The 17,410-nt window shown below is 53.9% G+C and carries 20 protein-coding genes and 1 riboswitch; of the genes, 4 read left to right on the top strand and 16 right to left on the bottom strand.

What is annotated here, in order from left to right:
• Positions 1–33: 33 nt before the first annotated feature.
• A riboswitch (Fluoride riboswitch) is annotated at positions 34–96 on the top strand.
• A gap of 73 nt (positions 97–169) precedes the next feature.
• Complete coding sequence (gene crcB / locus KAJ71_RS06080; protein ID WP_248944893.1) at positions 170–553, top strand: fluoride efflux transporter CrcB; 384 nt, start codon at positions 170–172, stop codon at positions 551–553.
• Positions 554–802: 249 nt separating this feature from the next.
• Here crcB and cspE read toward each other — a convergent pair whose 3' ends face one another.
• Positions 803–1,012: a transcription antiterminator/RNA stability regulator CspE gene (gene cspE, locus KAJ71_RS06075; RefSeq protein ID WP_002210315.1), complete on the bottom strand. Its 210-nt coding sequence runs from the start codon at positions 1,010–1,012 to the stop codon at positions 803–805.
• Between the two features lie 282 nt (positions 1,013–1,294).
• Here cspE and KAJ71_RS06070 point away from each other — a divergent pair, with 282 nt between their 5' ends.
• Positions 1,295–1,765 carry a cold-shock protein gene (locus tag KAJ71_RS06070; protein ID WP_248944892.1) on the top strand — a complete coding sequence of 157 codons (471 nt, stop codon included), beginning with the start codon at positions 1,295–1,297 and terminating at the stop codon, positions 1,763–1,765.
• Between the two features lie 213 nt (positions 1,766–1,978).
• On the opposite strand, the gene KAJ71_RS06065 is transcribed toward KAJ71_RS06070, so the two are convergent.
• From KAJ71_RS06065 to KAJ71_RS06030, 8 genes are all read right to left on the bottom strand, one after another.
• Entirely contained in the window at positions 1,979–2,197 is a 219-nt protein-coding gene (locus KAJ71_RS06065) for a DNA-binding transcriptional regulator (RefSeq protein WP_071784412.1), read from the bottom strand.
• A 90-nt stretch (positions 2,198–2,287) separates the two neighbouring features.
• Positions 2,288–3,442, bottom strand: a complete 1,155-nt coding sequence (locus KAJ71_RS06060; RefSeq protein ID WP_248944891.1) for a phage late control D family tail protein — start codon at positions 3,440–3,442, stop codon at positions 2,288–2,290.
• Positions 3,439–3,912, bottom strand: coding sequence for a phage tail protein (locus tag KAJ71_RS06055; RefSeq protein WP_248944890.1), 474 nt, complete (start codon positions 3,910–3,912; stop codon positions 3,439–3,441). The genes KAJ71_RS06060 and KAJ71_RS06055 overlap by 4 nt, the downstream gene beginning before the upstream one ends.
• 12 nt (positions 3,913–3,924) lie before the next feature.
• Entirely contained in the window at positions 3,925–6,609 is a 2,685-nt protein-coding gene (locus KAJ71_RS06050) for a phage tail tape measure protein (protein WP_248944889.1), read from the bottom strand.
• Positions 6,602–6,751, bottom strand: coding sequence for a GpE family phage tail protein (locus tag KAJ71_RS06045; RefSeq protein WP_115159967.1), 150 nt, complete (start codon positions 6,749–6,751; stop codon positions 6,602–6,604). The genes KAJ71_RS06050 and KAJ71_RS06045 overlap by 8 nt, the downstream gene beginning before the upstream one ends.
• Positions 6,752–6,753: 2 nt before the next feature.
• Positions 6,754–7,038: a phage tail assembly protein gene (locus KAJ71_RS06040; protein ID WP_248944887.1), complete on the bottom strand. Its 285-nt coding sequence runs from the start codon at positions 7,036–7,038 to the stop codon at positions 6,754–6,756.
• Between the two features lie 54 nt (positions 7,039–7,092).
• Complete coding sequence (locus KAJ71_RS06035; RefSeq protein ID WP_166733426.1) at positions 7,093–7,602, bottom strand: phage major tail tube protein; 510 nt, start codon at positions 7,600–7,602, stop codon at positions 7,093–7,095.
• 14 nt (positions 7,603–7,616) lie between these two features.
• Complete coding sequence (locus KAJ71_RS06030) at positions 7,617–8,786, bottom strand: phage tail sheath protein (RefSeq protein WP_248944886.1); 1,170 nt, start codon at positions 8,784–8,786, stop codon at positions 7,617–7,619.
• A 375-nt stretch (positions 8,787–9,161) separates the two neighbouring features.
• Between KAJ71_RS06030 and KAJ71_RS06025 the strand changes: the two genes are divergently transcribed.
• Positions 9,162–9,641: an Hcp family type VI secretion system effector gene (locus KAJ71_RS06025; protein WP_024485546.1), complete on the top strand. Its 480-nt coding sequence runs from the start codon at positions 9,162–9,164 to the stop codon at positions 9,639–9,641.
• Between the two features lie 606 nt (positions 9,642–10,247).
• Here KAJ71_RS06025 and KAJ71_RS06020 read toward each other — a convergent pair.
• The 7 genes from KAJ71_RS06020 to KAJ71_RS05990 all read right to left on the bottom strand — a co-directional run bounded on the left by KAJ71_RS06020 (position 10,248) and on the right by KAJ71_RS05990 (position 16,867).
• Complete coding sequence (locus KAJ71_RS06020) at positions 10,248–11,114, bottom strand: DUF4225 domain-containing protein (protein WP_248944885.1); 867 nt, start codon at positions 11,112–11,114, stop codon at positions 10,248–10,250.
• 170 nt (positions 11,115–11,284) lie between these two features.
• Positions 11,285–11,710: a tail fiber assembly protein gene (locus KAJ71_RS06015; RefSeq protein ID WP_248944883.1), complete on the bottom strand. Its 426-nt coding sequence runs from the start codon at positions 11,708–11,710 to the stop codon at positions 11,285–11,287.
• Between the two features lies 1 nt (position 11,711).
• Positions 11,712–14,441, bottom strand: coding sequence for a phage tail-collar fiber domain-containing protein (locus KAJ71_RS06010; RefSeq protein ID WP_248944882.1), 2,730 nt, complete (start codon positions 14,439–14,441; stop codon positions 11,712–11,714).
• Positions 14,442–14,454: 13 nt separating this feature from the next.
• Positions 14,455–14,982 carry a phage tail protein I gene (locus KAJ71_RS06005; RefSeq protein ID WP_202810129.1) on the bottom strand — a complete coding sequence of 176 codons (528 nt, stop codon included), beginning with the start codon at positions 14,980–14,982 and terminating at the stop codon, positions 14,455–14,457.
• Positions 14,975–15,883 carry a baseplate assembly protein gene (locus tag KAJ71_RS06000; RefSeq protein ID WP_248944880.1) on the bottom strand — a complete coding sequence of 303 codons (909 nt, stop codon included), beginning with the start codon at positions 15,881–15,883 and terminating at the stop codon, positions 14,975–14,977. The genes KAJ71_RS06005 and KAJ71_RS06000 overlap by 8 nt, the downstream gene beginning before the upstream one ends.
• A gap of 4 nt (positions 15,884–15,887) precedes the next feature.
• Entirely contained in the window at positions 15,888–16,238 is a 351-nt protein-coding gene (locus KAJ71_RS05995) for a GPW/gp25 family protein (RefSeq protein ID WP_248944879.1), read from the bottom strand.
• Positions 16,235–16,867 carry a phage baseplate assembly protein V gene (locus tag KAJ71_RS05990; RefSeq protein ID WP_248944877.1) on the bottom strand — a complete coding sequence of 211 codons (633 nt, stop codon included), beginning with the start codon at positions 16,865–16,867 and terminating at the stop codon, positions 16,235–16,237. The genes KAJ71_RS05995 and KAJ71_RS05990 overlap by 4 nt, the downstream gene beginning before the upstream one ends.
• Positions 16,868–17,027: 160 nt before the next feature.
• Between KAJ71_RS05990 and KAJ71_RS05985 the strand changes: the two genes are divergently transcribed.
• Positions 17,028–17,399 (top strand): DUF6232 family protein, encoded by a 372-nt coding sequence (locus tag KAJ71_RS05985; RefSeq protein ID WP_248944875.1) that lies wholly within the window; start codon positions 17,028–17,030, stop codon positions 17,397–17,399.
• Positions 17,400–17,410 lie beyond the last annotated feature (11 nt).

The raw sequence follows: 17,410 nt of genomic DNA, 5'->3' as shown, positions 1-17,410 counted from the left end.
GGTGTAAAATATTTCCCACACGAGCGCATCGTGCCAACAAACGGAGATGACATTCCTCCATAACCGCCTTTGCAGGCTGATGATGTCTACGTAACCTCTTAGAGAGGCACGTAGGCGTTTGCCTGAGCCTTTCTGAGCATCTTCCATCTTTATGACAGGATTTATCACCATGTGGGGTTCTTTACTGGCTGTGTTTATTGGCGGTGGTTTGGGTAGCGTATTGCGCTGGGCAGTGAGCCTTAAGCTCAACCCTCTACATCCGCATATTCCATTGGGCACCTTGACTGTGAACCTGGTGGGGGGCTTTATCATCGGGTTGGCCCTGGCGCTATTTATCCGCATGACACACATTGATCCGGTTTGGAAGTTGCTGATCACCACCGGCTTTTGCGGCGGACTGACCACCTTCTCTACCTTCTCACTCGAAATGGTTTATCTGTTGCAGGACGGGCGCGTTGTCTGGGCCATCGCCAATATGCTACTCAACCTGGCGGGTTCGCTGGCGATGACGCTGTTGGCCTTTATGCTGGTTAGAACATTCTACGGCCAATAAAATCGCTGGGCTTAATGTTTTCTTAATCTGCCATCGGGATAATCCTCGCTCAGTATCTTGGGCTGAGTGAGGAATTAAATGTTTACCCTGCCAAAAACCGCTACTGAATGGATTGTCACCCTGGCGTGCATGCTGATCGTCCTGACCTTCATCAAGGTTTACCTGTTCCCTTAACAGCTCCTCGGCCTGAAAAAACAGCATAAAAAACCCGCTCATGGAGCGGGTTTTAACAATTTTGGCTACTGTAGCTTAGATAGCGATAACGTTAGCAGCAGATGGCCCTTTGGCACCGTTCGTGATTTCAAATTCTACACGCTGGCCTTCAGCAAGAGTTTTGAAACCATTGCTAGCGATGGCAGAGAAGTGAACGAAAACGTCCTTGCTACCATCTTCTGGAGTAATGAAACCGAAACCTTTAGATTCATTAAACCACTTAACGCTACCTTTAATCTTAGACATCAAACTTACCTTTAACGTGAATGTAAGACACAAAATGTGTGTCCCATACAGTACAGCAACTAGACGGGATTTTGTCCACAACACAGATCACATAAAATCGATAAAAAGTGAAAAAGTTGGTTATTTGCCATGTAAATTGAAATCCTTGGTTACCAGATATTGCCAAGGCAGCCCTATCCGCCAAAAAACCGTTGAGTGGCCGATGAAACACCGCTCCCCTGTCACTACGCAGCATTACGCGCTATCATTAGCGCTGTTACGAACGACCTGATGAGAATGACCATGAACGGCAAGATAACGACTTTTTTTGAGGACAAAGGCTTCGGTTTTATCACCGACGAGAACGGGGAAAATCGTTATTTTCACGTGATTAAAGTGCAAAACCCAGAGCTGATTAAGAAAAACGCGCTGGTGACCTTTGAGCCGACCAACAATACCAAAGGACCATCGGCCTATGCGGTGAAGGTTCAGGCAGCAAGCAAGTACATCACCATCGCCAACGAGAGAATTAAAATCTCCAGCATCAAGTCCTTCAATACCTTTACCAAAGAAGTCCCGGTCAAGGCGGAGGTCGATAAAGAGAACACCGTGTTGTCCGTCGGGTTGTTGATGAACCGTATCCGTCCGCAACCGCAGACCGCCACGGAAACGCTGCGTATGCTGTCAATCACTACCTTCCAGAACGCGACTCACGTCTTCTCTGAGCATGAAATCGATATCGATGAAACCGTGCAGGCGTTGAAGACCCTATAGATCTGAAAAACATTCAAAGCTATTTAATAGCACTTGAGCGTCATTTCATTGCTAGCATGAAATTATAAATTTAATCATTAAAAACATATAATTAAGTCACCTTTCAGGGTGGCTTTTTTGTTATCTAAGATGTAAGTGGCGATAAAATGGCGATGAGTTTTTTTGCTGCAGAAATCTCCAGGCCAAAAAAAACCTGCTTTCGCAGGCTTCTTGTCAGATCCAAAGTGCTCCCTGATTTCCCCTGGTTGGGTGCGGCGGCACGATATCAATCTTCCCCGGTGTCACGATTTGGCGTTGTATAGACTCCAGGGTCACAAACGTACAACTACAGTTTATGTTTTGGCACTGGTGATAACGCTCTTTGGTGTTCTCACTCAGATAGCGGCTTGTACGGGCATGTGCTGCTGTTCGGCATAGCGGGCAATGCATCATCTACTGTCCCCTCCTCCTTAGCTCATTTCCCGCGATAATACGCCGCACGATCAGAAACAAAACTTACTTTAAGTGAATTTACAATTCTGATTATTCACTTTTTGAAACTTCATGATTCACATCAGACAACAAAACCTCTAACTCTACCGCCGTCGTAAAACCGCTGTTACTCAGGTTATGCACCACCTTACTCACTATCCAGGGCTGCGCGTCGATCACCTGTTTAAACCCGCTCACCTGCACCGGCGTTTCCGGCACCAGATCCGCACGCCCCATGGCAAGGGATAACGAGAACTCGGCCACACCACGCTGTAACTTCTCCCATTTGGCCTGCGCGGCACGCATGGCAGCCGTCTGGGTGGCGTACACCGTCGGGAGGGTGAACACGTTATCTTCCGCACCGACCAGGTATTCCCCTTGCTGCGCTTCAGCCGGTTTATCCGCCTTCTGTGTGGTCGGTTTGGCCTTCGGGTGTTGCAGGGCACGCAGGTGCTGTGTTTTGGGTTTACGCTGCAGTTTCACCTTCTGCGGTTTGGGCTGTCGGGTATTAAGCCAGCTTGCGGTCACGCCCGTGTAAGCATCCCGATCAGCCAGGCTGAAGTTGTGCCAATCGCCATCACGACGGGTGATGGTCATCACCGGCAGCGGTTTGCCGTTCACCGTGGTGCCGTTCCCTGGGCGGATTAACAGCAGGCACCCATTTTTAACGGCAGCCACCGCGCCATTGAGTGACGCCAGCCGGGTAGCAAACGCCGCGTCCGTTTCCTGAGTCTGGTCGATATGGCTGATTTTTATCGCGTCCAGCCCGGCAGCCAGCTTGGCAGTAAGCTGGTTGCGGGCGGCAATCTGCTGCACAATGTCACCCAGGGTGGTGTCATGGTAAGAGGCTTCCCGGCGGGTATTGAGCGAGCCCCTAAAATCGGCACTACGTGCGCGGATCGTCAGCGTATCCGGTGCGCCCCGGTGTTCCACCTCATCCACCGTAAACCGCCCTTTGTGAATCAGTTGTGAGCCCTGCCAACCGAGCGCCAGTGACAGCACCGCATTACGCTGCGGCATCACCATCAGGCCGTCGCTGTCGTCCAGTTCGATATCGAGCTGGTCAGCCTCAAAGCCCCGGTTATCCGTCAGCGTTAACGACAGCAGCCGGGCGCGGATGTTCTGGGTGATGTTGTTCCCCTGTAGGGTCAGGGAGAAGTCCGGCGCAATTCGCGCCCCGGCGGGTAATGACACATTGGTTATCATGACAAGAAGTCTCCCACCTTTCCGGCCAGTTCACCACCTTGCCCGTACAGCTCACCCGCCTGTTGTCGCAGGTCGCCAAACATCGCTGCCAGGGACTCATCAACCCGTTTTAACGTCAGGGTAAACTCGGTGCGGCGCGGGCTGCCGTCAGCAAAGAACTGGCTGTGTGTCTCGCTCACCGACTCGATCACGAACATGCCGTAAATGGTGCCGGTGCCTTCAATCAGAGGCCAGGCACGGCCCTGCTCTGCCATCAGTTGCACGGTCAGCAGTGACCAGCGTCCGCCGGTGATTTCCGGCAGCAACACCCCGGATAAGGTGATTTTCTCCTCATCCAGCCCCAGGAACTGCGCGGCAGGCCGCTGCCCCACCCGGCCATTGGTCGGCCAGCGGTAATCCGCCGTGCGCTGCATCGACTGGTAAGGCAGCGTTTGCAGCATGAAAACAAAGAACCCTAATGTCAGCATCATGATGATTTTCCTCTAGCTGGTCATGGCACTGCGCGCACGGGCACGGCGTTCGCGCTCTTGCCGAGCCTGCGCCTCATTCAACAACCGGATGATCTCTTCTTGGCTCATCCCCGGGGGAACGACAACATCAAACTGGTTGTGCGTCACGCTGTTGTCGGTGTAGGCACTGGACGCCCCCGGCACCACCGGCGCGTAATGCTGCGGTGCTAACGGCTTGGCGGCCTGGACATTCACCGACGGCGCGGGCTGTTCCGGGGCCATGACGGATGTCGTGGGCTGGTCGGGTGCCTCAACCTCCGGTGACAAAGCAATGGCTGCCGGAGAAACCTGCACCACGGGCGGCGGTAAAGCGGTGTTGGAAGCCACATTGACCACCGGGGCCGGTAGCACGCCAGGCGCGCCCACTGGCGGAGCCGTTTTCACTAGCGGTGCAGGATTGGTCGACAACAAGCCACCGCTGGGCGAATAACCCAACCCGTCGGTACCGGTAGCATGCGGGGTATTGATCACCGTCTGTTTATCCAGTTCGGCGGTTTCGTCCTTCATCAAGCCGAGCTTTTTCGCCAGCCAACCGACCTTGCTGCCGAGCTTCTCCAGTACCTGCATGGGCAGGTTCAATGCGCCCGCAATGGCGGATCCAAACTTACGCCCCATCTCGGCGGCGCTTTGCAGTTCGGCCTGGGTAGACTTCACCGGGGCCAGCAGCGCCATAAACCAGTCATAGACGGCTTTAATCTTCTCGCCAAACCAGTCGAAAATCGGCTTGAGCGGTGAGAAAGCCGCAGCTACCGGGGCCATGGCGGCCTTGAAGCCCTCAGCCACACCACCGATAAAGGCGCTGATCGGCTCCCAGTATTTGCGGATAAGCAACGCACCGGCGGCCACGGCGGCAATCAATGCCAGAACCGGCCAGGTAATGGCGGTAAACGCTGCCGCAACCGCACCACCCACCACAGTAAACACGGTGCTCAACAACCCGGCACCGGCCACCAACATATTGACCCCGGCCATCACCGGCCAGGCAATCAGACCGAGTGCGGCCAGCCCGCCAATAAGCGCGGTGACCCCGGCGGTCACTTTCACCAGGGTGCCGACCAGTTCAGGATTGGCTCTCACCCAGGTGCCAGCGGTTGCCAGCCAATTCGTTGCCGTGGTGGTCAGTTGACGCAGCGCACTGTTCTGCCCGTCGAACACCTCAATACGTACGTCTTCCCAGGCGGAGAACAGGTTTTTCAGGTCGCCGTCCAGGTTGTCTACCTTGACCTTGGCAATCTGCGCGGTCGCCCCTTTGGAACGGCTCACCGTGTCATGTTTGGTCGCCAACTTGCCGTTACCGGCGGCACCGATCAGCTTGATCGCGCCTTTCATCGCCTCTTCGCCAAAAATCACCTTCAGGTATTCCGCCTGCTGCGCGGTACCCAGTTTGTGTTTTTTAAACGACGTATCGATTTTCTGCAAAATACCGGCAATCGGCAGCATGTTGCCTTTGTCGTCTTGGGTTTTTACCCCCAGCTCTGACAACGCATCCCCCGCTTGCCCGACCGGGGACTGGAGGCGGGTAAACATCGCGCTGGTCGCCGTCCCGGCCATGCTGCCCTTGATGCCGTTATCGGCCAGCACGCCGAGCATTGCAGTGGTGTCTTCAATGCTGGCCCCGGCGGCTTCGGCAATCGGCGCGACATACTTCATCGCCTCGCCAAAATCCATCAGGTTGCTGTTGGAGCTGGTGAACCCCTTGGTCATCACATCGGCAACGCGCTGCACCTCATCGATCGGCAGGTTAAACGCCGATTGCATGTTGGTGATGATGTCTGCCGCGTCGGCAATGTCCAAATCAGACGCCAACGCCAGATTGACGGTGGACTCGGTCGATTTAAGAATGGCGTTACCGTCAAAGCCGGACTTTGCCAACACCGATTGGGTACGGGCGACATCGGTCGGGGAAAACGCCGTGGTTGCGCCAATGTCCCGCGCCTGTTGACGGATGGCCGCCAGTTGCTGGTCATTCTTGGCCAGTCCCAGGGTGGCCTGGGTATCTGACATCTGCCGGTCAAACTCGACGCCTGGTGCAATAAACCGGCTTTCGGCGTACAGCCCGGCAGTGGCAACCCCCACCCCGGCGGCACTGGCATTGCGTACCGACCCGGCCAGCGCTTTGCCACTCTGGTAACGTGCATTGACGCGGTTCACTGCACTTTGTTTTTGGCTCAGGCGTTCCAGTTCTTGCCGCTGACGAGCCAGGCTGGCGCTGGCCTCGGTCACGCTGGCTTTTAACCGGCGCTGTTCGGCGCTCAGGTTACGGGTAGCGATGCCGTCGGCGTTGAGTGCCTCCCGCTGGCGCTGTACCGACTGGCGCAGGCCGTTGTATTTGGTTTGCAGCTCATTAGCGGCCCGTTTGGACGCGGCCAGTAACCGCGCCTGTTGCGCCGTCGGGTTTGCCGTGGCCCTGAACTGCACGGCCAGGGCGGCCGCTTCGGCCTTGGCCTTTTTGAGTGCCTCGCCGGTGACCGCCAATTGCCCGTTGGTTTTACGAAAGCCCTCAATCCGGCGCGCCTGTGCGTCCAGGGATTTGAGGGTGCCCTGAGTCACGTTGATATCCGCCGCCAGTTTTTTGCTGGCCTGCTGGATACTCTTTAACGGGCGGGTAGCCTGGTCGACGGCCTTCAGCAACACCTGAAGCTGTAGCCGATTACTCATGGTTCACTCCACTGCGTTGCACCGCTTTATCCCGCCAGTTCAGCAGCTCGGTGAGCGACATCCCGGCCATTTCCGACGGCGGCCAGTGGAATATCACCGCAATATCCGCCATCAGATCATCCACGCCCAAACGGGCGTCCATTGCTACGCTGCCGAGTTCGGCGACAAAAAACCGACGACCTTACCGGCCAGCGCCACCAGGTCTGGCAACTCCAGGCGGTGGCATTCGTCTTTGGTCAGGTTCGGGTAGGTCATGCGCGGCAGGACAATCAGCAGTGCGTCAACGTCGGCATTGGCAACAGCCGCCAGCCCGACACCACGCAGAGTGCCTGCATTGGGTTTGGTGATACGGACTTCTGTAATGGTGGTGTCACCGCGTTGGATCGGGTTTTCCAGCATTACCAGGTTGTCGTCTTTTTCGTCTTTCATGATGTTCTCTCAATAAACAGGGATGGCAGCCAGCCGGGTAGACTGGTGCAGGAATTACATGCCGATGGCTTTGCGGTGCTCGGCCAGGCGATCAACGCCGTTGACCTTCTCCACCATATGCACGGTGTCGATTTCAATCAGCTCTTTACCGTCAATGGTCAGCTTGAAGTAGGTGCATTCGGTCGCGACCTTGGTTTCAGTGTCTTCCCCTTGCTTGTACTCGCCAAAGTCGATTTCCTTATGGCGGCCACGCAACACCACCTCCACGGCGGAGACCTCACCGGTATCGTCACGCTGGAACGAACCGGCAAAGCGCAGCGGCACCGCATCGACGCTGCCCCACTGTTGCAACACCAATTCATCCAGGCCACCCATAGACCACTCCAGGGCCAGCGCATCATCATCCAGCCCCATATCGGTAGACGCGGCACCGTTCATACCGCCGCCGCGATACTTCTCCAGCTTGCGGGTGAGCTTGGGCAACGTCAGCGAGGACACCACGCCCATATAGCTGTAACCGTCGTTGAACAGGTTCAGGTACTTCAGTTTTTTCGGCAGTGCCATAACGTAACGGCTCCTTAGCGGTTCACGGACGCGGCGAACGTCACCAGATACTTGTCGGTGATACGCTGGCGCAGGGTTAAATCTTCCAGCGGTGGCACTGGGGTGTAGTCGTAATCGATAAACAGTTTGCCGGCCTTGAGGGTTTCTTTGTCGTTGGCGCTGTCGTCATACCAACAATCCCCGTCGATAATCAGCCCGGCGGATTTCAGTTCACGGAATTTGGCCTTGATGCCATCAATCATGTCGCGGATCAGCGTGGGCGTAACCGGGCGGTCAACGGCCCACAGGTGCGCCTCGGCCATAGTGTCGGCAATCACCTGCGCGGTGCGGGTGTAGTTCTCAAACAGGAACAGCGGATCATCCGAACAGGTGCGGGAGCCCCAGAACTTGAAACCGTCTTTGCGGATCAGCGTGGTGACACAGGCTTCATTGAGCAGGTCAGCATCGGTGCCCGGTGACTGCAAATCCCAGAACACTGAGGCGCTGATACCGGTCACGCCATTGACGCCGACGTTGGACAGGGTTTTATGCCAGCCGGTTTCCGTGTCGATTTTGGCGCGCAGACCGAGCGCACGGGCAGTGGCCGTGGCAATGTCGCTGCTGTTGGCGGTGGTGTTCCAGGTGATGAACTCCGGCCAGATCAGCATCAGCTCACGCTGGTTGAAGTTGTCGCGGTACTTGATGGCCTCTGACACGGTTTTACAACCGAAGGCGCTGATATAGCCAAAGGCACGCAACTGCTGGCAGACGCTGGCGAGAGCCGTCGCCACCGCTTGGTTATCTAATCCAGGTACACCGAGGATACGCGGTTTAACCCCGCATTCTGCTTGCGCGGCCAATAGCGCTTTCATGCCGGTGTAGCGGCCATTCTCATCCGCACCGCCGATGATGTTGGACGTAGTTTCAGCTTCGTCTTTGCCTTCGGCCACACGCACCACCACCGTAACCGGTTTGGCCTGTTCGGCAATGGCGCGCAGTGACGCGGCCAGGGTGCCTTTTTTACCGGCCTTGCCACTGGCAGCCAGCACATCGGTGATCAATACCGGGGTATTAAGGGGAAACAGTGTGGCATCGGCATCTTCCCCGGTGCAGACCATGCCGACGATGGCGGTCGAAACGGTAGATATTACGCGGGTGCCATCGTTGATTTCGATGACACGCACGCCGTGATGATAGTCAGCCATAAGCGGCTTGCTCCGTTGTGAGTTGGTGCAAACAGCATGCCGCCAGGCGGATAAGGCTGCACGTGGTGACGGATGGAAGGCCGACCAGACAACAGGCTGTAGCGGGGAAGCAAGGCAATGCATGGGCTATGATCGTTTTCACCGATCAATATCGTGTTATTGATCTAGCGAATCGATTGGACGAGTTTTAGCCATTCCTCTAGGGTTAATGGACTTCTTGTGGCAACACCAGGGAAACGCCACAACCCCAAGAGCCCGCATTTTATGCGGGCTTTATTATGGGCGCTTATGTTACATTCAGCAGGTTCACTTAATGATATAAACCTCTACGCTTCGTGGCACCAAGTCACATTGTTAATATAAGGATATTGAATAATGGCTAACGTAATCTATGCGACATTGAAAGGTAAACAGCAGGGACTTATTTCTGCCGGATGTTCCTCTATGGATTCCATCGGTAATAAAGGGCAAACCGGTCATTTAGACCAAATCCTGATTAATAGTCTGAACTATGCGATGAGCAGGGAACAGCATGTCAGCCATCACCCTGTCGTGTTTACCAAACCTATCGATAAATCCTCACCTTTGCTAGGCGTGGCTATTTCCAGTAATGAATCGCTTGAAGTCCTGTTTGAGTTCTACAGAACCAATGCGTCCGGTGCACAAGAGCTTTACTTCACCATCTTACTCACTGATGCCACCATTTCCGATATCTCAGGTTCACACCCTCACTCAATCACCCACAGCGGCGCACAACCGCAAGAAACCATCTCGTTGAAATACAAGAGCATTACCTGGAGCCATATCATTGCGGGCACCAGTGGTTACAGCATTTGGGATGACAGAGTCTATTGATATTAAGGGGGGATGGTTAATGCCATCCCTCACAAGTTCACTTACCCTTACTATTAAAGGCGGCCATACTAACGAACGTCACCAATAAACCAAAGAAATAAGGGGCATAAGACATAAACTCATTATCTTCAGGAACAGAGATCCCTAGTATAGGGATGGTTTTCATATGAAATATATGCAAATGAAAAACCATAAAGGCCCCTACTACAGCAATCGCACCAAACCGAGTGTAAGGGTAGTGTGATGATGATAACTTTCTGACCCAGATAAAAAACGGGTAAAGCGTTAAGATGGAGAATAGTGAATATATATAACTCACTTTCTATCTTTACCATGGGCTACCATGCTAACTATAACACATAAGAGGGCATAGAACAGTGGACCATAGTACATAAAGTCATCGTCTTCTGAGACTGGAATACCCAAAATAGGGATTACATGCAAATTTAGAACTATCATATGGAAAAGTACAAATAAGGCGGATATCATTATCCCATAAAAAACATGAAGAGGATAATAAGATGATGTGAGTTTTTTATTTGCAAAATACAGAACAACAAGAGTTAAAATAGAAAAAATGGAATATGCATAACTCATAACAAGCTCCTAATAATCTCTATACTGAGCAGTGACGCTATTCATATCACCAATAAACTCCAAGTACAATTCATTTTTTGACATCATTTTATAACCCATTTCCTTCAAACCCCAAAGCAGATCAGTATCAATATATCGATATAACCTGATCGCATCCTCCTCTAACCGCAGACCAAGCAAGCCATTTATCGACACGCTAAAATCAACGAAAGTATAGATAGCGTCAGCATCTTTAGCACTTATACCAAGTAAACCACCAACCTCTTCATAAATAAACTTAAGCGGGCCAGTATAACTTTCCCTGTAAAGGAGGAAGTATCCATTTTCAACGATATTATTTATACCATGAGCAATTAACAGTCCGCCAAAAGGTGCACTGGCACCACTACTGGCAACACCTACTCCCGTTACAAACTGTAACCCGCCACTGACAAACCCAACGCCTGCAATAATTAAGTTGACATCAATAATATCTCGGCCACTTTTGCCTTTAGAGACTTTTTGCACTACCGGTTTTACTATCACCGCTTGCCGGTATTGTTTTCTTGTTAAGACTTCATCCTGCTTTCTTAGATTTGCGATTTCTTGATCTAACGATCTCATCGCCTGATCTTGTGTTATTTCACCCGTATTGACTTTGGATGTAATATCATTGGAGTAGGTAACAACCTCACTAATAAACTTATCCTTTGCCAAGCTCCACTTCATATACTTACTGGCAACGCTGTTCATTACCTGCATAAGTTCATTCTGCTTATAACTGATAATAACGCCGTTGACTCTTTGCTCTCCTCGCTCCCTGTCCTCTCGATTTATATACGGATCGCGTTTAATGTCGTCCAATTCGTCATACATTTCCTGCATCAATCGATTCATGAAAAAATCGCTCCTTAATCTATCATTAATCGCAAAACCGCTTGGTTTATATAATTGATAAGCATATCTTACGCAAGGTATTTCTATTGTCGGACAGATCACGGGACGAGTATTAGGTCAGCTAATCAGATGCATACAGGGGAACGCCCGCTTATCAGCGGGCCATGTTTTTACGCCTCCGGCACCGGCGGCCACTCAATATCCGGCGCGGCTTCAGCATCTACCCGGTTAATCAGCACCCGGTAACGCTTCCAGGCCAGTAACTGCGCCTGCTCATCAGTTGACGCTATTCCCAGCTCTTGCGCATCCTGCAACGGGGCGATCTTTTTTGTCGCCAGTGCCAGCCGTTGCGATTTATCTATCTTGGCTGCCTGCACCGCTTGCGCTTTTGACGGCGGCGGGATATCGACCCAGCAAGGTAAACCGTAACTATCAGCCCCGCGCATTTTCCCTTCTGGCCCTTGTGCGCAATACGTCGTCCACTCTGCATCAGTAATGGGCTTGACATCCTCCGGCCAATTACCGTTGGCGTCATAGGCTGGTTTATCATCCAACACATAGAGAATGTTGGTGGCTGCACTGTATCCGTAACTCATTTTATACCCCCACTGCCCACCAGAAAACGACACGCTCATTATCCGCCATCGCCGCATTAAACCCGCCTACCGACAGACTTTGCGCCTCAATATTTGTACTGGAATCCTTCCAATGCCCCGCTAGCGTGAGCTGTACGCCAAAGCAGTCTTGTGTATAGCCACGCGGAAAACCAACCCAGGTCAGATAGCCTTCGCCCCGGTTAACCACGCCACCCTGGAAAATAAAGCCTGTCAGTTCATCTTTGTACCACCATGCCTGACGCGTGCCCGCGACGTGCGAACGGTTGTTAAACGCATTCCAGTCAACCCGACCATTGGCGGCGTTGTTAATGTAATCACGTAAATAGCCTCCCCAAAGCTCACCTGAAATATTACCATCCGGGTGATGAATGGTTTCGCCCAGATGCAAGGTGGGCCACGTACCATTGACCTTTAGCTCCCCATTGCCACGCAACTCATACCAACCGTGCTCATTACCATTACCGACATGAATACCCAAGTTATGGTATTTGCCAACCAGTTCATGGTGATAGAGCTCGGCCACCAGATTGCCCTCGCCTTTTAATCGCAGGGCATTTACCTGGCGATGACTCCCCTCCGCATTGGAATAGGTGTTAATACCGGATTTGTTGATGTAGTCGAGCCCCTGGAATGTCCCGGCCCCCTTCACCGTCAGCCAATTGATGTTGTCACCGCTCTGCTTAACGTAACGGCCATCCGCCTCTGTTTTGGTGTAGGCGTTGATATCTCCGGCCACCAGGTTCACATCACCAGAAAGCGGCTTGCCGTTCACCTTGATAGAGCGCAACGCATATTTCTGCATTGCTTGTGTATCGGTCAACGCCCCTACATCCGCCGCCGTCGGTTTGTTGTTGGGGGAATACACCCGCTTACCAGCTTCAATGACCTGGGTATCGGCCATCACCCGGCCTTTCATCTGCAGATCACCGCTGCGGGTGTTGATATAGCCTGTCACGCCTTTCAAACCCGATGTGGTGCAGGTATTGAAGAAGCCAATGCCGTACCAGCTTTTCAGCATCAGGTTATTGGAGGTGTATCCAGCCGCATCGCTACCGCCCTCAACCGAGGTGTTTTCATTACCAAAGTTAACCCCGGCAGCAAATCGGGTTTTCCCCGTGACGATCCCGCCGGTCTTCAACAGGTAACGGTTATCCGCTTCGGTCTTGTTCCAGGCGTTCACATCCCCGGCTTGCAGGTTAACATCGGCTGAAATGGGTTTGCCGTTCACCTTGATAGAACGCAATGCATACTTCTGCACCGCTTGTGCGTCCGTCAGCGCGCCTACATCCGCCGCCGTGGGTTTATTTTTGGTGTGATAAATCGTGGCATTACTGGCCTGGTTGGCATCTGTGCCCCAGGACAGATTATTTTTGTCATTAATACCGAGCCGGTACAGCGGCGCACTACCGCCGAGCTGAAAACCGATCGACAGATTGGCGGTGGCGCTGCTGCGCTTTAACACCAGGGGCGTATGTTCAACGCCATCAATCAGCAGAGCCGTATTCTCCGCGCCGGTAGAGCCGGTTTTGACCGTTCCGCCTGACAGCATCAGGTAACGGGCATCTGCTTCGGTCTTGTTCCAGGCGTTCACGTCCCCTGCCTGCAGGTTAACATCGGCGGAAATCGGTTTGCCGTTCACCTTGATGGAGCGCAGCGCGTACTTCTGCACCGCTTGCGCATCTGTCAGCGCGCCAACCTCTGCCGCCGTGGGTTTGTTCTCGGTGCTGTAATAAGACTGGAACGGCCCCCAGACGCCACCGGGTGAGTTGCGATAGCGAATATGAGTTTTAGTTGTGGACGCCCCCGCTTGCATGAAAATCTGCTTGCGGCTGCCGCCGTCATAGCAAATCGACAGCACTTCCCAGGAAGCATTGAGGTTAGGGCTGTTCTTGTGTTTCCCGGTGGTCAGTCCGAAAAAACCACTGCGGCCAATCTCATTAGCATCGGACACCACCGCACAGGTGGCCCCTAAGCCGAAAGCACCGACCTCCATCAGTTGGCCATTTGAACCTCCCACCTCTCGTAATGCCGCCGCCTTCAGTCCCAGGCTCACGCGGGCCTTGGCTTTATCCGGTAGGTCAGCCAGGTTCTGCGCCAACTTCACCGCTGCATCATTCACCGCCTTAACCGCTTTGGGTGTGGCCGCCAGGGCTTCACTGGTGCTGTTGGTAACGCTGCTCAGTTGCACAAACCCCTTGGCCGCCGTGGTGGCATCCGGGTGGTTACGAGATTTGGCATGATCATTAATGGCCGCGGCCACAAAATCACGTGTCGCCATCACCATGTCACCACTGACAATCAGCGTGATAGCCTCGGTATGACTGACAATCACCACCATGCGCAGGGTTTGCGTGCGCCCGCTGCCCTCTTCCAGCTTCGGCTTGTAGGACTCAGCCATGTTGCTGACCGCAATCAGCGTGCCGTCTGCGTCATACAGGCCCATTTCGCGCAGCCAGAAACCGCCAACATTGGCAGGAATGACTAACTCGGCAATCAGCCGATCAGGTGCAGCCTTATCAACCGTCAGTGAATTGAGCGCCGCCCGGTGACGCTCGTTAATCAGTTTGGTCTGGGCGGGGTTGGGCGTGGGTAATTTGCCGTTACCGTCTCCGACGGCCATCTGGTCAATCTTCAACGGTTTGCCGCCCGCACTGGCGGCCGCAATTTTTGCCGCCCCGGCGGTGGTCAGAATGGCTTTATATTTGCTCATGGTGTCTCGCTTGTTATCCGGGGTAAACAGTAAGTGTGTCGCCGTCGAACGTGCCGACGCCGGTGTGGATCTGGCCCTGAACGTCCTGCACGATATTGAGGCCGATAAGATGGCGGCTGACCGGTTTGGCATCGGCGATCATCCGCTCCATCTCCTGGTACATGGCTTCGGTGATACCGGTTTCCAGCACGCCGATATCCAGCCGAAAGGTGCCGGGCGGATCATTGTTTTGCCACCACTCCAGCACTTTGATGAGGTAGCCTAGCGGCTCGACCACCCGGCGAACGGCCCCCAGGGTGCCCTTGTGACGGTGCAGGTAAAACGCCGAGGTCACGACGTTGCGCTTGACGGTGTCCGGCCAGCGTTCATCCCAGTGATCAACCGAGAACGCCCAGGCCAGGTATGGCAACAAGGTGATCGGGCAGGTGTCCGGGTTCCACAGGTCACGCACGGGCACCGGGATGCGTGCCAGTTCGGCGCAGGCACGGGCGGCGGCCACCTCCAGCGCAGAAGAACCGACCGGCAATAGACGGTTATTCATCGGATCCCCCAACGGTGATGCGGTACTGTTCGCAGTAGGACGCCTGGGTATTGTTCAGCACGATATCGGCCAGCGGCTTTTTCAGCTCTACGCGCTGCACACCTTCGGCATGGAGTGCGGCATAAAGGGCTGACAGGCGGATATCACGCCCTAACCGATGTTGTGCGGTGATGTAATGCTTAAGCTTGGCCTCAGCGGCGGCCTGAATGGGAGCCGACTCCGGCCCCGGATAGAGATAGAGCACCGCCTCAACGGTGTATTTGACGATAGCGGCAGATTGCACCGTCACGCGATCCCCCACCGGGCGCACATCCTCATGATTCAGCGCACGAGTAACGACAGCCAACAGGTCGGCACTGGCAGTGCCGTTGCCTTCCCGTGACAGCACCGAAATGGTCACACAGGCCGGGCTGGGGCTGGTTGCCTTCACGTCGGCCACCCGACCATCGGCAGAACGGCCATGATATTCATAGGCACCGGACGGCCCGGCCACGCTCATCCCTTCAAACGCCTGCGGGATACGCACCCTATAATCACTGTCGGACTCCATCGCCGCCGGTGTTGGCGGCAAGGTGGTGTTATCAGCAGGCGTGATGGTCAGCCGTGGGGTATTGACGTTTGCCCCCAGTTGGTCGAGGTCACTGCCCGTGGCAAAAGCCACCATCACAGCACGGGCCGCATCGTTAACACGCTGGCGCAAAATCACTTCCCGATAGGCATTCTCCTGTAGGAGCTTCACCAGTGGTTCGGACTCCAGCGACAAGGTGCGGGCAATCGCTTCGCGCTGTTCCTCCGGGTAGAGCGAAATCAGCGTAGCTTTGCGTTCGGCCAGCAGGCTTTCATAGTCGAGCACCTCAACAAGGGCGGGCGCAGGGAGTTGGCTCAGGTCAATGGTTGGCATGGGTTTAGCTCACAGGAATGGACAGCGACAGCGCGCCAGGGATATCGGTACGGGTGCCGGTGAGGTCGATCATCATCTTGCCGTCATAGCCGGTGTTGAAGGTGATACCGGTCAGTTTTACACGCGGCTCCCAGGCCAGGATCGCGCTGTAGCAGGCCGCCATGATATGCAGGCGCAATGCGTCATTCTGTGGCTGGTCGAGCAGCTCAGACAGTAACGAACCATACGCCCTGCGCATCGGGCGAGAGCCCACTGGCGTGATGAGAATGTCTGCCACTGACTGGCGGATATGGTCGATATCGGTTAGCCCGCGTCCGGTGGCGCGATCCATCCCTACGTATTTTGCATTGTTCATGCTGGCTTATCCGTGTTGCCACCGCCGCGCTGAATGCCGCCGTGGGTGTGGGTATGCATCACCACGCCGTTAGACGTGATACTGCCGCCGGTGTGGGTGAGATTGCCGGTCATACTGCCGCCCTGTTTAATCTGGATAGTGCCAGTCACAAGCTGGTTGGTGCATTCCACCACAGGGGCATCGAGCGTGACTTTTTGGCTGGCATTGACCATCACCACCTTGGTGTTGGCGGTGATGGACTCGGACGCCTCCACCGTGGCGGTCTTGATGCCGGTCACGGTCAGCGCGCCGGTGGCGGGCTCGTACTCCAGCACCGCCCCATCCGGGAAGCTGATATGCAGCGCATCAGCCGAGGCCGACGGAGCCGGGAAGTCATCAGAGAAAATGCCCGGCAGCACAAAAGCGGTATCCAGTTCACCACCGAGCGCCAGGATCAACACCTGTTCACCCTCGGACGGTGCCCACCAGGAACGGGAACGGCCCGCCCGGCAGGTGAGCCAATGCAGCCAGTCGGTGAGGTTGCCGCCGGTTTCCACGCGGCATAGGCCGTGCTCCAGATCAACGGCGTTGATAGTGCCAATGCGGATCAGATTGCGCAGCAGGCGCAGGATGTCGGTTTGATTGTTCATGTAGGGAAGGATGCAACGCTAAGAAGACAGCAGCAATGTAGGACGGTTGGTCGATCTGAGAAACAACAAAATCAAATTAGCGAGTTCAATAAATAACTAGTTTGTTTTTTAAACATACAGCAGTATTATTTAGGCTTTACTACACCCTCTGGAGCTAAAAATGGAAGAAACGGAGTTTTTTAAACAAGGACACGTATTAATCACCAATGCGCGGTTTATTGTCGGAAACAGCACTTATGCGATGACCGGGGTCACTTCCGTTAAAAAACATAGTGTTACACCCTCACGCATTGGAGCAATAGTTCTCATCATTGTTGGAATGGTTTTGCTAATAAATATGCAGGGTGTCTCAAAACTATGGGGGGTTGGTGTTATTGGCCTTGGGGTATTAGCCATAAAAGGGGCTAAAACGAAGCACAGTGTTTATCTGAACAGTTCTTCAGGTGAAAGCCAAGCCTTGCAAAGTGAAGATGAAAATTATATTGATACTGTCATTAATGCGTTGAATCAGGCCATTATTCATCGCGGTTAATGATTGATGAG

The organism is Serratia silvae (genome assembly GCF_023282985.1).
Lineage (GTDB): Bacteria > Pseudomonadota > Gammaproteobacteria > Enterobacterales > Enterobacteriaceae > Chania > Chania silvae.
This window is presented reverse-complemented; position numbering and strand designations above follow the sequence as displayed.

Coding starts and splice junctions, on each gene's coding strand:
- crcB (WP_248944893.1), top strand. CDS start 170: ATGTGGGGTTCTTTACTGGCTGTGTTTATTGGCGGTGGTTTGGGTAGC.
- cspE (WP_002210315.1), bottom strand. CDS start 1,012: ATGTCTAAGATTAAAGGTAGCGTTAAGTGGTTTAATGAATCTAAAGGT.
- KAJ71_RS06070 (WP_248944892.1), top strand. CDS start 1,295: ATGAACGGCAAGATAACGACTTTTTTTGAGGACAAAGGCTTCGGTTTT.
- KAJ71_RS06065 (WP_071784412.1), bottom strand. CDS start 2,197: ATGATGCATTGCCCGCTATGCCGAACAGCAGCACATGCCCGTACAAGC.
- KAJ71_RS06060 (WP_248944891.1), bottom strand. CDS start 3,442: ATGATAACCAATGTGTCATTACCCGCCGGGGCGCGAATTGCGCCGGAC.
- KAJ71_RS06055 (WP_248944890.1), bottom strand. CDS start 3,912: ATGATGCTGACATTAGGGTTCTTTGTTTTCATGCTGCAAACGCTGCCT.
- KAJ71_RS06050 (WP_248944889.1), bottom strand. CDS start 6,609: ATGAGTAATCGGCTACAGCTTCAGGTGTTGCTGAAGGCCGTCGACCAG.
- KAJ71_RS06045 (WP_115159967.1), bottom strand. CDS start 6,751: ATGGACGCCCGTTTGGGCGTGGATGATCTGATGGCGGATATTGCGGTG.
- KAJ71_RS06040 (WP_248944887.1), bottom strand. CDS start 7,038: ATGAAAGACGAAAAAGACGACAACCTGGTAATGCTGGAAAACCCGATC.
- KAJ71_RS06035 (WP_166733426.1), bottom strand. CDS start 7,602: ATGGCACTGCCGAAAAAACTGAAGTACCTGAACCTGTTCAACGACGGT.
- KAJ71_RS06030 (WP_248944886.1), bottom strand. CDS start 8,786: ATGGCTGACTATCATCACGGCGTGCGTGTCATCGAAATCAACGATGGC.
- KAJ71_RS06025 (WP_024485546.1), top strand. CDS start 9,162: ATGGCTAACGTAATCTATGCGACATTGAAAGGTAAACAGCAGGGACTT.
- KAJ71_RS06020 (WP_248944885.1), bottom strand. CDS start 11,114: ATGAATCGATTGATGCAGGAAATGTATGACGAATTGGACGACATTAAA.
- KAJ71_RS06015 (WP_248944883.1), bottom strand. CDS start 11,710: ATGAGTTACGGATACAGTGCAGCCACCAACATTCTCTATGTGTTGGAT.
- KAJ71_RS06010 (WP_248944882.1), bottom strand. CDS start 14,441: ATGAGCAAATATAAAGCCATTCTGACCACCGCCGGGGCGGCAAAAATT.
- KAJ71_RS06005 (WP_202810129.1), bottom strand. CDS start 14,982: ATGAATAACCGTCTATTGCCGGTCGGTTCTTCTGCGCTGGAGGTGGCC.
- KAJ71_RS06000 (WP_248944880.1), bottom strand. CDS start 15,883: ATGCCAACCATTGACCTGAGCCAACTCCCTGCGCCCGCCCTTGTTGAG.
- KAJ71_RS05995 (WP_248944879.1), bottom strand. CDS start 16,238: ATGAACAATGCAAAATACGTAGGGATGGATCGCGCCACCGGACGCGGG.
- KAJ71_RS05990 (WP_248944877.1), bottom strand. CDS start 16,867: ATGAACAATCAAACCGACATCCTGCGCCTGCTGCGCAATCTGATCCGC.
- KAJ71_RS05985 (WP_248944875.1), top strand. CDS start 17,028: ATGGAAGAAACGGAGTTTTTTAAACAAGGACACGTATTAATCACCAAT.